This window comes from Methanobrevibacter sp. (assembly GCF_045114555.1).
In the GTDB taxonomy this organism is placed as follows: domain Archaea; phylum Methanobacteriota; class Methanobacteria; order Methanobacteriales; family Methanobacteriaceae; genus Methanobrevibacter.
In genome coordinates, this window is the sequence record NZ_JBGUKT010000027.1 from 1 (window position 1) to 17,472 (window position 17,472).

The window sequence follows — 17,472 nt, forward strand, 5'->3', positions numbered from 1 at the left end:
TACTATTTTTAAAAAATATTAAAGAAAAAAAGTTAAAAAGTACAGTGAAACAAACAAAAAAATAGTAAAAACTAATAAAAAAATAAAAAAAAGTTGAAAAAGTTTTGATTAAACTTTTTCCAAAAGTTTTAAAAGATTATGTGATAATCTTTTCAAATCCGCCATTTTCGAGTGCCATTTTAATTTCACGTGCAACTCTTCTTCCCATACTCATACCTTCACCATATTTGAGGTAACTGTAGGAAGAACCTTCCATAAAGGTGTTTGTACCACCATCAGTTCTTGCACTTGTTTCAAATACAACAACTTCAAGGTTATCATTTACAAGAGTTTGGATACAGAATGGACCGTTTAAACCAGGTTTTACTAATTCTGCAGCACTTTTAACCAATTTGTCACCGATTTCAAATGCTTGTGGAAGCAATGATTCTCTCATTACAACTGGATGGTTACCGGTTACAACATAGGATGGGCTAATGTCAATTGACAATTGGTCTTTAGCAGGCATTCTTACAAATCCATCAATACTGGATTCGTATCTGCTGTCCATACCCATAAGTTCCACTTCATCATTCAATGCTGAGTAGAAGTAGTGGATACAGTAGTTACAACCAGACACATACTCTTCAATGTGAGCTTGTTCTACATCTGCATCTTCAATCCATCCACGTTCTTTCATTGCATCAATCTTTTCATTAAATTCTTCAGGAGATGAAGCTACAAAGTATCCTCTTCCACCTCTTGCTCCAGGGAATTTAACCATTACAGCACGGTCAATTTCAGCAGGGTCATCATATTTCATTGGGATTCTAATCTTACCGTTTACTAGCAATTGTCTTTCCAAGTCTCTTTCAGCTTCCCATCTTAAGATGTCTCTGTTACCAAACATAGGCACATTGAACTTATCTTCAACATTGTCTAAACCTGCATATGCAACAAAGGATCCATGAGGAATAACAATTGCGTTCATGTCTCTTAATTTTTGTTGAACATCTTCGTTTACAATGTCTTCGAATTTATCGACAATAATATATTCATCTGCAACATCAAAACGTTGATAAGGCACTTCTCTACCCTTTGCACAAACAATAGCAGTTCTAAATCCTTCTTGTTTAGCACCATTAAGAATATGTAAAGAGGTGTGACTACCTAGAGTTGCGATAGTGATATTGTCTTTATCATACCCTTCTAAAATCTCCAATATTTTTTCTTTACTAACTTTTCCCATTTTTAATCTCCTGAACTAATATTTTTCAGAAATCAACTAAAAGATAAAAATTATTTATCAATAATAATATTATATTTTTATAAACTTATAAAGTTTTATTATTAAATTTTAATTCATATATTATGAAACTAAAAAAATGCAAAGAAAATTAAAATGAATGAACTGAGACCACAATTTTCTAAGCAATTTTCTAATAAACTATATAATCAATATTAAACAAAATTATTATTGTTAGACGAAAACGAATTAATAGCTAATAAATTTCAATTGTTATTAAATTCATAATTATCATTTAATGTGAAAATATGTTGATTGGATTAATATCAGATACCCATATTCCAGATAGGAGAATTAAGCTTCCTCAAAAGGTTTTGGAAAGCTTTGAAGGAGTGGATTTAATCATCCATGCAGGAGACATAACCAGCCAAAGCGTTATAGATGAATTGGAGGCAATAGCTCCGGTAGTTGCAGTTGAAGGAAATATGGATAGGGTTCATGGAGAGATTGATCTTCCACCTTCTAAAATCATAGAAGCGGAAGGCCATAAGATTGGAGTAATACATGGAGAGGTCTATCCGAGAGGAGACACACAACAATTATATTATCATGCATTGCAATTGGAAGTTGACATCCTTGTAAGCGGACATTCACATGTCGCCCAACTTGAAAAGATTAAAAATGTTATTTTGGTAAATCCTGGAAGTCCAACAAACCCAAGATTATCAGACCCATCAGTTGCATTGATGGAAATAAATGGCAATGACATTAGCATAGAATTCATTCAAACTGGAAGGCCAGTTTGCTCAGCATTGAATTTCTTTGAAGAGAAGGCGAAGAAAGAAGAATAAATACAACAAAGACTAATTTTGAAAAAAGATAAATTAGGCAATTAATAAAAAAAATAAAAAAATAAAAAACAGAAAAAACAGAAAAAAACTGAATCAATTAAGAAATTCTAGGAGGGTTAAAATGGGAAGCAGATGGCAAGTGGAAAAGAAGAATGACCCTTATTACAAAAGAGCTAAAAGTGAAGAGTATCGTTCAAGAGCATCATATAAGCTTAAGCAACTTGATAAAAAATACAAGATCATTAAGGAAGGAGACACCGTGGTGGACTTAGGTGCCGCTCCGGGGGGATGGTCTCAAGTGGCATTGGAAAAGGTAGGTGAAGAGGGGATCGTTGTTGGAGTCGATTTAAATAGAATCAAGCCATTCCACGAACCTAATTACTATGGAATTAGAGGGGACTTTACAAAAGAGGTCGTTCAACAAAAGGTCATGGAATTAACCAACGGAAAAGTGAAAGTCCTGATGTCAGATGCTGCACCTTCATTAACTGGAGTGAAGGATTTAGACCACTTAAGGTCTGTAGACCTTGTTGAAACAGTGTTTAAAATTGCAGACAACATACTTGAAACCGAAGGAAATTTAGTCATCAAGGCATTTCAAGGTTCTGAATACAAACGTCTTTTAGACAGCATAAAATACGATTTCAGAAAAGTCAAATCAACTAAACCTCCATCATCAAGGCAAAAAAGCAAAGAGATGTATATTGTAGGTTTAGGTTATAGAAAAGGGCCTAAAAAGAAAAAATAATTTTTAAAAATTAAGAAAAAATAAAAAAATAAAAAAAAGAAAGTTAAATAAAAATTATTTAACTGATAAACTGTTATAAGCTTCTTGAGCTATTTTTAAATCGTCTTTTGCTAGTTGTAACCTTTTATCAACTTCTGAAGCTTGTTTCCCCATAGATAAAGCACTTTCAACATCACTTATATCATTTTTTACTCTTACAAGTTCCACTTGTGCATTTACAAATTCTCTTTCTAAAGTGATATTGTCCATCATATAAATCTTATTACCAGTTTCATTATATTGAACTTCCAAATTGGAATAATTGTTCTTCAATTCAGCTAACTGGTCATATTGAGTGCCTGAAGAAATTCCACCAGTTAAACTAGAAGAAACTACGCTAAAACCAACATAAGCAATTGCAGCTACAGTAGCTACAATCATTATAACTCCTAAAACAGAAATTAACATAGAAGTTGATTTGAATAGATTCAATCTTGATTTTCTCATAAATTCACCATAATATTATTTAAAAAAATAAATAGTATTATTAATACTTTTAATTTTACACCTATTTAAAATTATCAATTTATATTAAGATTATAACAAAATTAGAACAAGTTTTCAATATGAAATTATCAATTCATATAAAAAATTATAACGAAATCATAACAATTTTTCAATGCAATTATAATGAAAAATTAAAAAATTAATTAAACTTTTATAATATTAAATATAAAAACTATATTACAATGAATTCCACTAACAAAACAAAAACATCACTTGCAAAATTTGAAGAATTTTTCTCAACAATTTACAAGGATGATGTATTTGAAATTTTAGAAAAATATCCTGATGAAAGGTCACTTACAGTCAATTATGAAGACTTAGAGATGTTTGATCCTGATTTAGCAGATTTATTGATAGAAAAGCCTGATGAGGTTATTTTAGCTTCACAGAAAGCTATCAAGAATATCGACCCATTAATGAAAGATGCTGAATTGAACATCAGATTTGAAAATCTTACAAATAACATTCCATTAAGCGACTTATTGAGTAAATACATTGGAAGCTTTGTATCTGCTGATGGAATTGTAAGAAAAACTGATGAGATTCGTCCACGTATTGAAACAGGAGTATTCGAATGCAGAGGTTGCATGAGAATAACTGAAGTGGAACAAACCTCTGGAAACCATATTATGGAACCTTCATTATGCAGCGAATGTGGTGGGAGATCCTTTAGATTGCTTCAAGAGGACTCAAAATATATTGATACACAAAGCGCTAGAATGCAGGAACCTTTAGAAAACTTGTCTGGAGGAACTGAACCAAAACAAATGCTTATGGTTTTAGAAGATGATTTAGTAGATGAATTGAATCCTGGAGATAAAGTTAGAATCACAGGAACCCTAAAGACATTTAGGGAAGAGAGAAGTGGAAAATTCAAAAACTACATCTATGTAAATCATATCGAACCATTGGAACAGGAATTTGAGGAATTGGAACTTAGTGAAGAGGATGAAGAGAGAATCTTGGAATTATCCAGAGACCCTCATATACACGATAAAATCATTAATTCAACTGCTCCTTCAATCAAAGGTCACAGAGATGTAAAGGAAGCTATTGCATTGCAGCTCTTTGGTGGAACAGTGCAACAATTAGAGGATGGAACTCGTTTAAGAGGAGACCTTCACATTCTTATTGTCGGGGACCCAGGTATCGGTAAATCCCAAATACTTAAATACGTTTCAAAATTAGCTCCAAGAAGTGTTTACACCAGTGGTAAAGGTACATCTGGTGCTGGATTAACTGCAGCAGCAGTTAGAGATGAACTTGGAGGATGGTCTCTTGAAGCAGGTGCATTAGTACTTGGGGACCAAGGTAACGTATGTGTTGACGAATTGGATAAGATGCGTTCAGAAGATAGATCTGCACTTCACGAAGCATTGGAACAACAAACAGTAAGTATTGCAAAAGCAGGAATCATGGCAACATTGAATACAAGATGTTCAGTTCTTGCAGCGGCAAACCCTAAATTCGGTACATTTGACCAATATAAAACTTTAGCAAACCAAATTGACTTGCCTTCACCGATTCTTTCTCGTTTCGATTTGATATTTGTAATTGAAGACAGACCAGATGTTGAAAAGGATAGGGAATTGGCTCAACACATTCTTAAGACACACCAGTACTCTAACATTGCTTATGATATAGAGCCTGAACTCTTGAGAAAATATATCGCTTATGCACGTAAAAATGTCCACCCTGTACTTACAGATGCGGCAAACAAAGTATTGGAAGAGTTTTATGTATCTGTGAGAACTGGAGGTGTTGAAGAAGGAACCCCTGTACCTATCACTCCAAGGCAATTGGAAGCAACAATTCGTTTAGCTGAAGCTAGTGCAAAACTTCAACTTAAAAACGAGGTTGAAGCTTCAGATGCACATAGAGCAATTAGCTTGCAAAGAAGATGTTTAGAGAAAATCGGAATGGACCCAGACACCGGTAAAATCGATATTGCAAGGGTTGAAGGAAGAACCCCAACATCTGAAAGAGATAAAATGCGCATAGTGCAGCAAGCAATTAAAGCTTTGGAAGAAGAATTCGTTGACGTTCCAGTGAATATTCTAAAAGAGCATCTTGCTGAAAACCATGACATGAGTGAAGAAAAGACTGATGAAATCTTGAAAACACTCAAAGCTAAGGGCCTTACCTACGAACCACGTAATGGCCTTGTAAGACTACTTGAAGATTAAGTGGTTAAAAGACTGTGAAAAAATCAAATTTTTATGCTTGAATTATCAAGCATTTTTTTTCTATTTTTATTTTCAAAATTTCAATAAATTTTTTATGATTTTTCAAAATAAAATCACTTTAATTAATTTTATTACTTATATAAATTATTATATAATAAATACATTAATAAATGATAAAAAATATATTTTATATTAATATAACTCAAATACTATTTTTATAAAAAAATTATCATAAATTTTATTTGATTATACTTATTTACAATTTAATTTTATTATTCCAAAGAGGTGAAAAAATGGATGAATATGAAAATTTATTAAACAGGGCTATTGATCAATTGCCTCCTGAGGTATTTGAAACAAAAAGATTTGAACCTGTAAAAGCATACTCTGTTATTCAAGGTAATAGAACCTTTATTCAAAATTTCAAAGATGTGGCAGACTCATTAAATAGAGACCCACAACATGTATTAAAATATTTATTAAGAGAATTAGGTACTGCAGGTAACTTAGAAGGAGTAAGAGCAATCTTGCAAGGTAAATTCAATCATTTCCTAATCAATGAAAGAATCGATGAATACATTGAAAAATACGTTATCTGCCATGAATGTAACAGGCCTGATACCAAAATCATAAGAGAAGACAGAATATTTATCTTAAAATGTGCAGCATGTGGTGCAAAAGCTCCACTTAAGCCATTATAATTCTCTTCTTTTATATTTTTTATTTTTAAAAAAACAAATAGCTATTCAAACTTAAATCATTAATTTTTATTCAATTTTTACATCTTATGAGTGTTTTAAAATGTTTTGTCCAGAATGTGGTGCAACAGACGTTGAAATGATAGATGGAATCTGCAAAAACTGTTTTTTAAAGAAATTCCAACTAATGGAAATTCCAGAGAATATCACTGTAACCATCTGCAAGCACTGCAACGCTAAATTAGAAGAGGGAAAATGGAAAGATGAGTACATTCCAGAAGAGGAAATCATCTATAGGGCATTGGAGAGAAACATCACAATTTCCGATTTAGCTGAAAATGAAGAGATAGAACTTGAAATTGACCAAATGAGAGGAACAATTGCAGAATGTTATGTTGAAGCAGTTGCAACTGTTTTAGGAGAAGAAGTGGTGGAAACACACACTCCAGATGTAAAGATCAATTATTCAGTTTGCCCTGACTGCAGCAAAAGAAATGCAGGATACTATGAAGCTGTAATCCAATTGCGTGCAGATGAAAGGGAACTTAAAGAAGATGAAATAGCTATTGCTGAAGAAATAGTCAACAGAACTCTTGATAAGCAATTCAAAAAGGATAAATTGGCTTACATTCCACAGGTGGCTAAGCTTAAGGAAGGAAATGACTATTACATCGGTTCATTAAAATCTGCAAAAAAAGTTGTAGAGCACCTTAAAGAGGAATTTGGAGGAACCACTAAAGAATCTCCAAGACTCATCAGTGAAGACAAGTCCACTGGAAAAGGATTATATAGAATTTGGATAGCATTAAGACTTCCAAAGTTCGTTAAGGACGATTTCGTGAAATATCATGATAATGTTTATCAAGTGAGTGATGTTGACGGAAATAGAATTCAAGTCATTAACTTAGAAAATCAGGACATAATAGCTTTAAAATGGAGAGAATACGATTCCATAGAAAAAATAGAGCATTTGGAAGGGGTGCAAAAGGCAATCATTACAGCAAAATCTCCAAGCATGATGCAAATTCTTGATCCAGACGACTACAGCCCAATCGATTTGGAAATGAATGAAACACTGGAAAGATATACCATCGGCGAAGAGATAGATGTCATAAAAATAGATGGAAAAATCTATATAATCTAAAATAATAAACAAAAAACAATTAATTATAATAATTATTCATAAGCTATTCATAAGCGATTAAAATAACAAATGCGAAAAATAATTAATAATTATCTAATAACCAATTACAAAAACAAAAGTGTGATTACATGAACATTGAAGAAAAAATTGAATTAATTCAAGAAGGAACTTTAGAAATCATTGATGTGGATGAATTGAAAGAAAAGCTTGAAAAAGAGCACCCTATTGCTTATACTGGATATGAACCTTCTGGAAAAATTCATTTAGGTCATGCAGTAACAATAATGAAACTTAAACAATTACAGGATTTAGGATTTAAGATCAAAATCTTGCTTGCAGATTATCATGCTTTCTTGAATGGAAAAGGGACTGTGGAGGAAATAGCTGAAACTGCAGAATACAACAAAAGATGCTTCCAAGGATTAGGGCTCGCTGATGATACAGAATACATTTTAGGTTCATCTTTCCAAACCGGAAGCGAATACACAAATGATGTTTACCAATTAGCTACTTTAACCACCTTGAAAAGGGCAAAAAGAAGTATGGATCAAGTCAGCAGACATGATGACAATCCAAAAGTGGCTAGTGTAGTTTACCCATTGATGCAAACTGCCGACATGTCCGCTTTGGAAGTTGATGTCGCTTTAGGTGGTATGGAACAGAGAAAAATCCAAATGTTAGCAAGGGAAAACCTTCCTAGAATAGGAAAAGAAGCACCTGTCTGTATTCACACTCCTTTGATTCATGGTCTTGACGGTGATGACAAGATGTCCTCAAGCAAAGGAAACTACATCGCTGTGGATGATGATGAAAAGACAATCAAGGATAAAATCAAGAAAAGTTACTGTCCAATGGGAGAAACTGAAGGAAACCCAATTTTAGAAATTGCAGACCACTTTGTATTCTCACAACAAGACACTTTGCTTATAGAAAGACCTGAGAAATTCGGTGGAAATTTAGAGCTCTCCAAAGAGGAACTTTACACTATGTATGGGGAAGAAAACTTGCACCCTATGGACTTGAAGAATGCCATTACACAATACTTAATTGATTTCTTAAAACCAGTGAGAGACTTTATGGAATCACAAGAATAAAAAGAAAAATAAGAATAAAAATAATTAACAATAAACCTAAAAATAAAAATAATCATGATTATTAATTCTTAAAAAAGATTAAAAAGAGGGATAGAATGGAAGAAGAACCAGTATATGAAATGAAACTTACCAATGGTATTGGAGAACAAATGCTTGCTCATGTTATTGAACAGTTCGATGTTGAACTTAAGCAAACCGAATTTGGACCAAAACTCCAAGGTACAAAAGAAGAGCTTGAAAAAGCACAAGATTACATTGTTAAAGTAATGAAAGAAAGATTAGACGAATTAGATAGAAGATAATCTAATTAAAAAAGGAATTAGGCAAAATAATCTAATTTCTTACTTTTTTTATTTAAACTATGCAATCTTTGCAAATGTCAAATAATGGGGCCACAGCTTTTTTTATATCAGAAGACACTTTATTCGGACCATTATTTGCATCAATTATTTTAATATTATCATTAGATTTGGCCAAGTCCAAGTAGTTTTGTTTAACTCCAGTTAAAAACTCTTCATTTTCAAATTCATCTGTTCCATCACATCTTTGAACAGATTTTTTTACATCCAAATCCAAGAGCAAAACCAAATCAGGAATCTTAGCATATTTATTTATCTCTTTAATCCAGTCTTGAGGACTTTGATAAGCCAAGCTTGAATAGAAAGACCTGTCACTGATTACAACAGTACTTTCATTTTCCAATCTTTCAATTTTTTCCATTAGCATCATTCTATCTGCTGCAAATAACAATCCCAAGGTCTTTTGCATAGAATCGGATTCAGCATCAGATCTAGTCAATAGCTGACGAATGAGCTTGCCCACTTCCATGTCTGTAGGTTCAACAATGGTCTCTACGTTTAAACCGTTATTCTCTAACCATTCCTTTAAGAGTTTAATCTGAGTTGATTTACCAGCACCATCTATTCCTTCCAATACAATATACATAAGATAGAATTTATTTTTAAGAATATATAATTTTATTGTAATTTTAATTAGTTTTCAAAAGCTACCCTAAAAAACAATACAATATCTTATTTAATATTAAAAACATTATATAATAAAATTAACATATTTATTAATAGTTAAACTATTTAAAAAAAAAATAATCTGAATTTCTAAAATTAAATAGCTAAAAAATACTGAAAATCATAAGATACAATCAAAACTTAAAATCAAGATTATAGGAGATTACTTAATGACATTACCTGAATTATTGGCACCTGCAGGAGACTATGACATATTGGTCACTGCAATCAATGCAGGAGCTGATGCAGTATACATATCTGGAGAAAGGTTTGGAGCAAGGGCATTTGCCAAAAACTTCACTCTGGAAGAGATAGAAAAAAGTGTTGAATACGCTCACTTGAATGGAGCGAAAATACATGTAACCGTAAACACCTTGATAAACAACTTTGAAGTTGTGGATGTAGTGAAATACTTATTCCACTTATACAAGATAGGTGTAGATGCGGTAATTGTACAGGACTTAGGAATCATTGAACTCATTAAAAACCTCATTCCTGGACTTGAAGTTCATGCTTCCACACAAATGACATTAAGTGATTATGATTGTATCTTATGGGCTGTTGAAAACAATATCTCAAGGATAGTTTTCCCACGTGAAATAAGCGTTGACAAAATAGCTGAAATATCAAGAAAATTACAGAAATCCAACATAAATATGGAACTTGAAGTCTTTGGGCATGGGGCTCTTTGCTACTGCTTCAGTGGAAACTGCTACATTTCATCATACAACAGTGGACGTAGTGGAAACAGAGGAGCATGTGCACAGCCTTGCCGTAAGCAATACAAGTTGAAATATAAGAATTACAATGTCGGAAACGGATATTTATTGTCAACTCACGATCTTGCAGTTTACAAAGGATTAGACAAAATAGAAGATGCAGGAGTCTTTTCACTTAAGCTTGAAGGAAGAATGAAATCTGCAGATTACGTTGGAACAATCACAAATGCATACAGACATTTGATTGATGGTGATGAAGGAGACTATGACAAGGACTTAAGTCTCGTTTTCAATAGACAATTCACTGACGGTTATATCCTTAATCAAAAGCCAGGACAGGTTTTAGGAAGAGAAAGTTCAGGTCACGAAGGAGTTTATATTGGAAAAATCATTGAAAAGAAAGGGGATCTAATCACAATAGCTAAGGAAAATGAGGAATTCAAGATAAACCTTGACATTGGAGATGGAATTGGATTCAAATACAAGGATAAGATCAAAGGAATCTACATCGACAATATCAAGGAACAAACTGATGAATACATAAAGCTTGAAACAACAAGGAACGTTCGTGAAGGTGACAAGGTTCTCTTAAGCTATTCCAAATCCACACATGACAACCTTAAGAAATTCAAAAGCGAAACCATAAAGCAAAACATTCCATTAGACTTGGACATCAAATGGACTGAAGATTTAAGACTTAACATTGGCGCTAAATTCAAGATTGTCGAAAAGGGAATAAACAACGATAATAAAGAAGAGGAATTCACTTTCAGATACATATCAGAAACCAAATTCGAGCCTGCACAAAAAAGACCTGTGAGCATTGAAGACATTGAAAAGCAAATGCTTAAAACCGGTTCAACATCATTTTACATTAACAACTTAACCATAAATGGAATGCCTGAAAACAGCTTTGTGCCAATTGGAAAGCTCAATAAGATTAGACGCCAAGTACTGGATAAGGCTACTGAATTATTATTGGACTATTATAAACCTGATAAAAAGAAAATCAGGAAAACAAATAAACTTATTAGCCAATTTGTAAAGGAATATAAAACTTATACTGACATTCCAGTTAGAAATGAAAAATTGAACCTTTCAATATTTGCAGACAATTTGGAACTATTAAAGATGACTTCCAAATTGCCAATCCATAAGTATTTCTTCGATCCGTCATTTTCATACAAAAGTCAGGAGGAATACTTTGAAAACATCAAGGATTTACTCAAAGAAGCATATTCCAACGTTTATAAAGGCAAGGAAAATAAGGAAGACAAATTGGTATTGGTCTTATCATCATTCATCAGCGATGAGGAAATAGAAAGAATCAGCTCTATCTTAGATGAACTGGAAGAGGAAGATATCAGAATTCCGATTATGTATGACACTCCAGGAATAGCTAAAAGCTTTAGAAATAAGGTTTATGGAAATCATAACCTGAATGTCTGGAATAGCTATAATGTCAAGAACCTATCTGATGCCGGATTTAAAAGCATAATCCTATCCTCTGAATTGTCACATGCAGAAATCAAGGAATTGGTTTCCAAATACCAATTCATCAAGACAGATGATGATGTGGACTTAAACATCATCATTCAAGGAAACCTTGAAGTTATGAGCAGTAAGGATGACTTTTCAAACCTTAATGACGGAAAGGATTTCATTATCAAGGATTCTTCAGATTATGCAATATTGGAAGACCAAAAGCGTAAGAAATTCAAATATAAGGTTGTTTTCGATTACAATAGGCATAGCCATTTCATCAATAAGGACTGCTTATGCCTAATAGATGAAGTGGAACTGATCAAGAACACTGGAGTGAACTCCTGCATAATCGATTGCAGATTCTCATCCCCTCAATACAGCTCCACAATTGTCTCACTTTACTCACAAGCATTAAAAGAGGACAACACTTACGATTTAAACTTACTGAAAGAACAAATTAAAAACATTACATTATCAAGATTAAATAAAGGAAACTTCATTAATGGAAGGATACATGAAAAATCATGTTAAGTTATGGTGACTAACTATTGTCTAGTTAAATACTATCATTACATTTATTACTCGAGGAAAAACAATGAAACTACCTGAATTATTGGCGCCTGTAGGATCTGCAGAGCATTTGAAACTGGCAATACTGTCTGGTGCAAATTCCATTTATCTCTCTGGAGAGAACTTCGGGGCAAGGAAATTTGCAGAAAACTTCACAGTACCTGAAATAAGAGAAGCAGTCAAATACGCTCATTTGCATAATGTAAAGGTTTATGTAACTGTCAATATCCTAATCAAGGAAGGGGAATTGGAAAAAGTAGCTAATTACCTTTTGGAATTATATAAGATAGGTGTTGATGCAGTTCTTATCCAAGATGTCGGTCTTGTAAAAATCATTAATGAAAACATCCCAAAGCTTACAATACATGCTTCAACCCAAATGAACCTCCACAACATTGAAGGAATCAAATGGGCATCAGAACATAATATAAAAAGAGTTGTTCTTCCAAGAGAAATCGAAATGAATGAACTTAAAGAGATTCTTGACTATGCTCACACACTTGGAGTTGAAATAGAGATATTCGCTCATGGAGCATTATGCTACAGCTATTCAGGCCATTGCTTACTATCTTCCATGCAAGGAGGTAGAAGCGGAAACAGAGGAACCTGCGCTCAGCCATGCAGAGAGAAATATGAATTGAACATCAACAAAGTCAAAAAGATCAATCCTAAAAATGAAGGGGATTACCTTTTATCACCTAGAGACCTGTCCTTGTTTGAGCATCTTGATGAAATAGTAAATCTTAAAGTGGACAGCATAAAAATAGAAGGCAGAATGAGAAGCAATGATTATGTTGCCACTGTCATCAAAAACTATAGGAAAAGACTCAATAAATTAAGATATGACAAAACAAGTCAAGCATTGAACAGAAACATCAAGGAATTGGAAAGGAAAAGCAAAGGAAAGAAAGGAAGAAGCACTGACTTGAAAAAGGCACAAGATAAGGAAAACATTGCTAAACTGAAAGCGGAACAGAAATTGGAAAACCTAGAATCCCTTGAAGAGCTTGAATTGGTGTTCAATAGAGAGTTTACAACAGGTCATCTCATTCCTAAAAACAATCCTATGATCATGAAGAGGAAAAAGCCAGGGCATCAAGGATTATACATTGGAAAAGTACATAGATACAACCCTCAAACTGAAGAGATTCATATTTTGCTAAAGGAAAATCTAATCCACATTCCAGAAAAGGGAGATGGAATACTAATTGAAACCAATCCTAATTTGGAACTTGATAATAATCAAAATACTGCAGAAAATAGCTCTAAAGATAATAAAAGATTAAAAACAAAACAGGATAAAAGAGCTAAAAGGAAAGAAAAAAGAGTTAGAAAAGAAATTAATCAGAATCAGGAAAATAATAATGGATTCATACAAACCTATGGATTTGACATTTCTTCAAAACCCGTCTTAAAGGACTCAAAAGACAAGCATTGGAGAAAAAGGGAAAAGGACAAGGACATTGAAGGAAAACTTCTTGTAATTAAAAGAGTAAAAGAAAACAGAAAAATCAATTTCCCACTTCCAAAAGGTTCAAAGGTGTATCTAACCAAGAAAAACTCACTTTTAAATGAAGTGAAGGACCTCCATCATAAGAAGGAGAACCATTACATCAAGAAATCATTGCTTGAACTTTACTTTAGAATAGACGGTGATAATTATCCTCACTTAAAAGGCAATTTGAAATTGGATAACGGCAAGGTAATCACCTTAAAGGTCAAAGGGGAAACTCCTTGGGAAGAGGCAATCAAGAAGCCAATATCCAATGAGACCATCAAAAAGCAATTGCTGAAGATTGGAGACTTACCTTATTACATTGAAAAGATTACAATAAACAACAATAAAAGATTATTCAGCCCAATAAGTGAAATAAATGAGCTTAGAAGAAGATTCTTCAATGAGCTTGAAGAGGAAATGATAGCAAGCTACAAACCAAAAGAGGAAGATGTGAAAATAGCTGAAGAAAACATCAAAGGATTAAATGAGGATTTGAGAAAAAGAATTGATTTGAAATCAAAAGTTGAAAATGCAGAAAATGACTATAATCTATCAGCATATATCAATAGCTTAGAAATCCTAAAAGAATTAATCAAAGATAAAAAATCTGTTTTTGATAGAATCTATTTGGAAATTCCTCCAAACAAGGACTTTGAAGAGATTAGCCAGGAGATTATTGAAAACAAATCCCTTCAGGAACATGAACTGAACATAAGCTACTGTGTAAATTTCTTGAAGGAAGCTATTGAAATCTCTAAAGATCAGGATTATGAATTAATTTGGAAACTTCCAGACATTGCACACAAGCAATCCAAGGAATCCATAATCAAGATTATGGGAATCCTTAAAAAAATGAATATGCGCATAGACATAATGACCAGTTCAATTGGATTGGACGATTCATTAAAAGACAAGTTTGATGTGGAACTTTATGGAAATTATCCAATAAATGCATATAATATAGAAACCGTATTGGAGTTGAATAATTATAAAACATTATCCATATCTCCTGAAATATATAAGAAAAACATCAAGGATTTAATGGAAGATTACTATAAGGAAATGTCAAAAGGCATCACACTTCCGGAATTGGAACTCTTGGTTCATGGAAATATAGAATCAATGATAACAAGGAAGGAACTGGTTTCCAAAAAGCAATTAAAACTCATAAGCAAATACAATCAAAAGCAAAGAAAGTTGAATAAGAACTTCAAGGAAAGTGAATATTACATTGATTCAAATGAATACTATATCAAGAACAGAAGAGACCAGTATTATCCAATAAAAACCAATTTGAATGAGGATACCATAATCATATTGAACTGCGAAGAGCTTTGTTTGCTTGATGAAATTGATTACTTGAAATCAATAGGAATCTCTAACTTTTCAATAGATGCAAGATGGAAATCCTTAGATTACATCAATGATATTGGAAAAGCCTATAGATGCATTATTGATGGTAAAAATGATATGGGCGAATCTGAAAAGATCATTGAGGGATATTGCCCTGCCTTGACAAAGGCCAATTTTGAAAAAGGATTGAAATGAAAAAATGATTGAAAGAAATTAAAAACTATGATTTTCAAATTAAAGCAATATTCTAATCAAACTAAAATTCGAGTTATTTGAAATCAAAAGATTTAAAAATTAATAGAAAAATAAAAAAAATTAACTATATATTAAAATTAAATAAACAAAAACATAAGAATTAATGTACTTTCTCATATTCATAAAATGAGGTAATCGTATGGAAGGAGCGCAATTACAAAACATAAAGGGAATTGGAGATAAGTTATCCCAAAAAATCATCGATGAATTAGGAGGGGAAGATGAATTAAATCAAGTTATTGAAAACCTTGATTTAGAGAGATTGATCAATATTGATGGAATCAGCCAAAGGAAAGCTATTGAAATAATGAATCAATTGATTGGAAATCCCGCTCAGAAATTCTTGAAAAGCGATAGGGCAATCCAACTTTACGAGGAAATCATTGAAAAGATTGTAAGCTATTCAAATACAAGCTATGCCAAAAACAGAATTTTGCTCCTTGCCCCTATAAAAGATGAGGAAATCATCGAGGAACGATTGAATTTTGTAATGAATGCTAAAGAAAAGGTAAGTGAATTGCCTCTATATGAATTGGATAAGCTAATGAAACACTTGAATGAGCCAAAGCAATCCAAACCTAATTATGATGCAAGCAAAGCAATTCTTGTAGAAAGCCATGAAGATGCAGATTATTTAATGGATCTTGGATTGAACAGATACTACACAATATTGACTGCATCAGATTCACCATTCTTCCAGGAAGAATTGAGAGGATATGAATTGATCTATTACATTTACACTGAAGGATTCCTTGATTTAGGAGATATGCCTAACCTAATCATGATAAACAAGGGTGCTCCTATCTATCAGCTTGTACCTGAAGTTATTTTAGACTACTTTAAGGAAAACAGGGATTTATTTGAAAGAGTTTCAAAAATAAAAGGAATATTAGGTGAGGAAACTGTCCTAAATGATATTGGACCTATACTTGATGAACTTGAATCCTATAAAACTAAAGAAGTGGATTTGGATGAAATTGTTAAAAATGAAAAGATATATGTAGACCATGAGTTAAAAGAAAGGATTCAAAACATAGACCTTGAAGGAGATGAAGTTCTCGACTTATTAAACAATGCTTTACCTCCAAAACTAGAAGAAATATTTGACGAAATTTTAAGTAAATCAAAGGAAACTATCAAGTTGGAAAGTGGCATTGATTTTGACCCATTCATCAGGAAGTATCCTATTGAAATCGATGACATGGAAATGGAAAGGGTGAAGACAGAAATCCTTTCAAATTCTGAAAATAACTATTTCGATAAGAAGAGCACTGCTGCAGAACAATTGGCATCAATCAAGGAAGATGCTGAAAGGGAAGTCAGTGACATAATCAAGTTTGACTATGAATACGCTTTAGGAAGCTTTGCTTATCTTTATGACTTGAACAAGCCAGAATTTGCTGAGGAATATGACCTTCATCAAGCATTGCACTTGAACTTATGCTTAAGGGAAAGGACAATCAAAGAAGGAATTCAAAGAGTGGATTATAGATTGAATGAAGAGGAGAACATTGCACTATTGACTGGAGCAAACAGTGGTGGAAAAACCACATTGCTTGAAACAATCAGTCAAATAGCCATTCTTGGACAGATGGGACTTCCTGTTCCAGCTAAATCCGCTAAGATAAAACTATTGGATGAAATTTATCACTTTTCCAAAAAGAGATCATTGGATGCAGGTGCTTTTGAATCATTCCTGAATGTATTCATGCCAATCGTTACAAGCGATAGCGAAAAACTGGTTCTCCTTGATGAACTTGAAGGAATTACAGAATTGGAAGCTGCTGTAAAGATCATATCCAGTTTCATTGAAATGATTGAGGAAAGCAATTCCTTTGCAATCATTGTAACCCACATGGCAAATGAATTGATGAAATACACAGACATCCGTGTTGATGGAATCGAAGCTACAGGACTCGATGAAAACTACAATCTCATTGTAGACAGAACACCTAAGATGAATTTCTTGGCAAAAAGTACACCAGAATTAATTATAAAAAGAATGTATAACAACTCACCACCAGAACTTAAAAAGGTATATGGTAAGATATTGGAAAAGTTTTAGATAAAAATTG

At 32.9% G+C, this 17,472-nt stretch carries 13 protein-coding genes; 10 read left to right on the top strand and 3 right to left on the bottom strand.

Features of this window, described 5'->3' with window-relative positions:
• Positions 1 to 136: 136 nt before the first annotated feature.
• A complete protein-coding gene (locus tag ACJMLB_RS06585; RefSeq protein WP_298536708.1) occupies positions 137 to 1,228 on the bottom strand; it encodes a formate--phosphoribosylaminoimidazolecarboxamide ligase in 1,092 nt (363 codons plus the stop codon).
• A 305-nt stretch (positions 1,229 to 1,533) separates the two neighbouring features.
• Here ACJMLB_RS06585 and ACJMLB_RS06590 point away from each other — a divergent pair, with 305 nt between their 5' ends.
• The gene (locus ACJMLB_RS06590) at positions 1,534 to 2,076 is read left to right on the top strand and encodes a YfcE family phosphodiesterase (RefSeq protein ID WP_405324673.1); all 543 of its coding nucleotides are present in this window, start codon (positions 1,534 to 1,536) and stop codon (positions 2,074 to 2,076) included.
• Between the two features lie 121 nt (positions 2,077 to 2,197).
• Positions 2,198 to 2,824 (top strand): RlmE family RNA methyltransferase, encoded by a 627-nt coding sequence (locus ACJMLB_RS06595; protein ID WP_405324675.1) that lies wholly within the window; start codon positions 2,198 to 2,200, stop codon positions 2,822 to 2,824.
• 54 nt (positions 2,825 to 2,878) lie between these two features.
• Here the strand turns inward: ACJMLB_RS06595 and ACJMLB_RS06600 are convergent, their stop codons facing one another.
• The gene (locus ACJMLB_RS06600) at positions 2,879 to 3,310 is read right to left on the bottom strand and encodes a hypothetical protein (RefSeq protein ID WP_295604920.1); all 432 of its coding nucleotides are present in this window, start codon (positions 3,308 to 3,310) and stop codon (positions 2,879 to 2,881) included.
• 242 nt (positions 3,311 to 3,552) lie between these two features.
• On the opposite strand from ACJMLB_RS06600, the gene ACJMLB_RS06605 reads away from it, so the two are divergent.
• The 5 genes from ACJMLB_RS06605 (at position 3,553) to ACJMLB_RS06625 (ending at position 8,794) form a co-directional block, all read left to right on the top strand.
• A complete protein-coding gene (locus ACJMLB_RS06605; protein ID WP_405324677.1) occupies positions 3,553 to 5,556 on the top strand; it encodes an ATP-binding protein in 2,004 nt (667 codons plus the stop codon).
• 293 nt (positions 5,557 to 5,849) lie between these two features.
• The gene (locus ACJMLB_RS06610) at positions 5,850 to 6,257 is read left to right on the top strand and encodes a translation initiation factor IF-2 subunit beta (RefSeq protein ID WP_405324679.1); all 408 of its coding nucleotides are present in this window, start codon (positions 5,850 to 5,852) and stop codon (positions 6,255 to 6,257) included.
• Positions 6,258 to 6,357: 100 nt separating this feature from the next.
• Positions 6,358 to 7,398: a 60S ribosomal export protein NMD3 gene (locus ACJMLB_RS06615; RefSeq protein WP_405324681.1), complete on the top strand. Its 1,041-nt coding sequence runs from the start codon at positions 6,358 to 6,360 to the stop codon at positions 7,396 to 7,398.
• Positions 7,399 to 7,526: 128 nt separating this feature from the next.
• Positions 7,527 to 8,492 (top strand): tyrosine--tRNA ligase, encoded by a 966-nt coding sequence (locus ACJMLB_RS06620; protein ID WP_405324683.1) that lies wholly within the window; start codon positions 7,527 to 7,529, stop codon positions 8,490 to 8,492.
• 95 nt (positions 8,493 to 8,587) lie between these two features.
• Positions 8,588 to 8,794, top strand: a complete 207-nt coding sequence (locus ACJMLB_RS06625; RefSeq protein WP_292788460.1) for a hypothetical protein — start codon at positions 8,588 to 8,590, stop codon at positions 8,792 to 8,794.
• A gap of 52 nt (positions 8,795 to 8,846) precedes the next feature.
• Here the strand turns inward: ACJMLB_RS06625 and tmk are convergent, their stop codons facing one another.
• Complete coding sequence (tmk, locus tag ACJMLB_RS06630) at positions 8,847 to 9,437, bottom strand: dTMP kinase (RefSeq protein ID WP_405324685.1); 591 nt, start codon at positions 9,435 to 9,437, stop codon at positions 8,847 to 8,849.
• 250 nt (positions 9,438 to 9,687) lie between these two features.
• Here tmk and ACJMLB_RS06635 point away from each other — a divergent pair, with 250 nt between their 5' ends.
• The 3 genes from ACJMLB_RS06635 (at position 9,688) to ACJMLB_RS06645 (ending at position 17,462) form a co-directional block, all read left to right on the top strand.
• Positions 9,688 to 12,252, top strand: coding sequence for a DUF3656 domain-containing protein (locus tag ACJMLB_RS06635; protein ID WP_405324687.1), 2,565 nt, complete (start codon positions 9,688 to 9,690; stop codon positions 12,250 to 12,252).
• 64 nt (positions 12,253 to 12,316) lie between these two features.
• A complete protein-coding gene (locus ACJMLB_RS06640; RefSeq protein WP_405324689.1) occupies positions 12,317 to 15,337 on the top strand; it encodes a DUF3656 domain-containing protein in 3,021 nt (1,006 codons plus the stop codon).
• A gap of 199 nt (positions 15,338 to 15,536) precedes the next feature.
• A complete protein-coding gene (locus ACJMLB_RS06645; RefSeq protein ID WP_405324691.1) occupies positions 15,537 to 17,462 on the top strand; it encodes a MutS-related protein in 1,926 nt (641 codons plus the stop codon).
• Positions 17,463 to 17,472 lie beyond the last annotated feature (10 nt).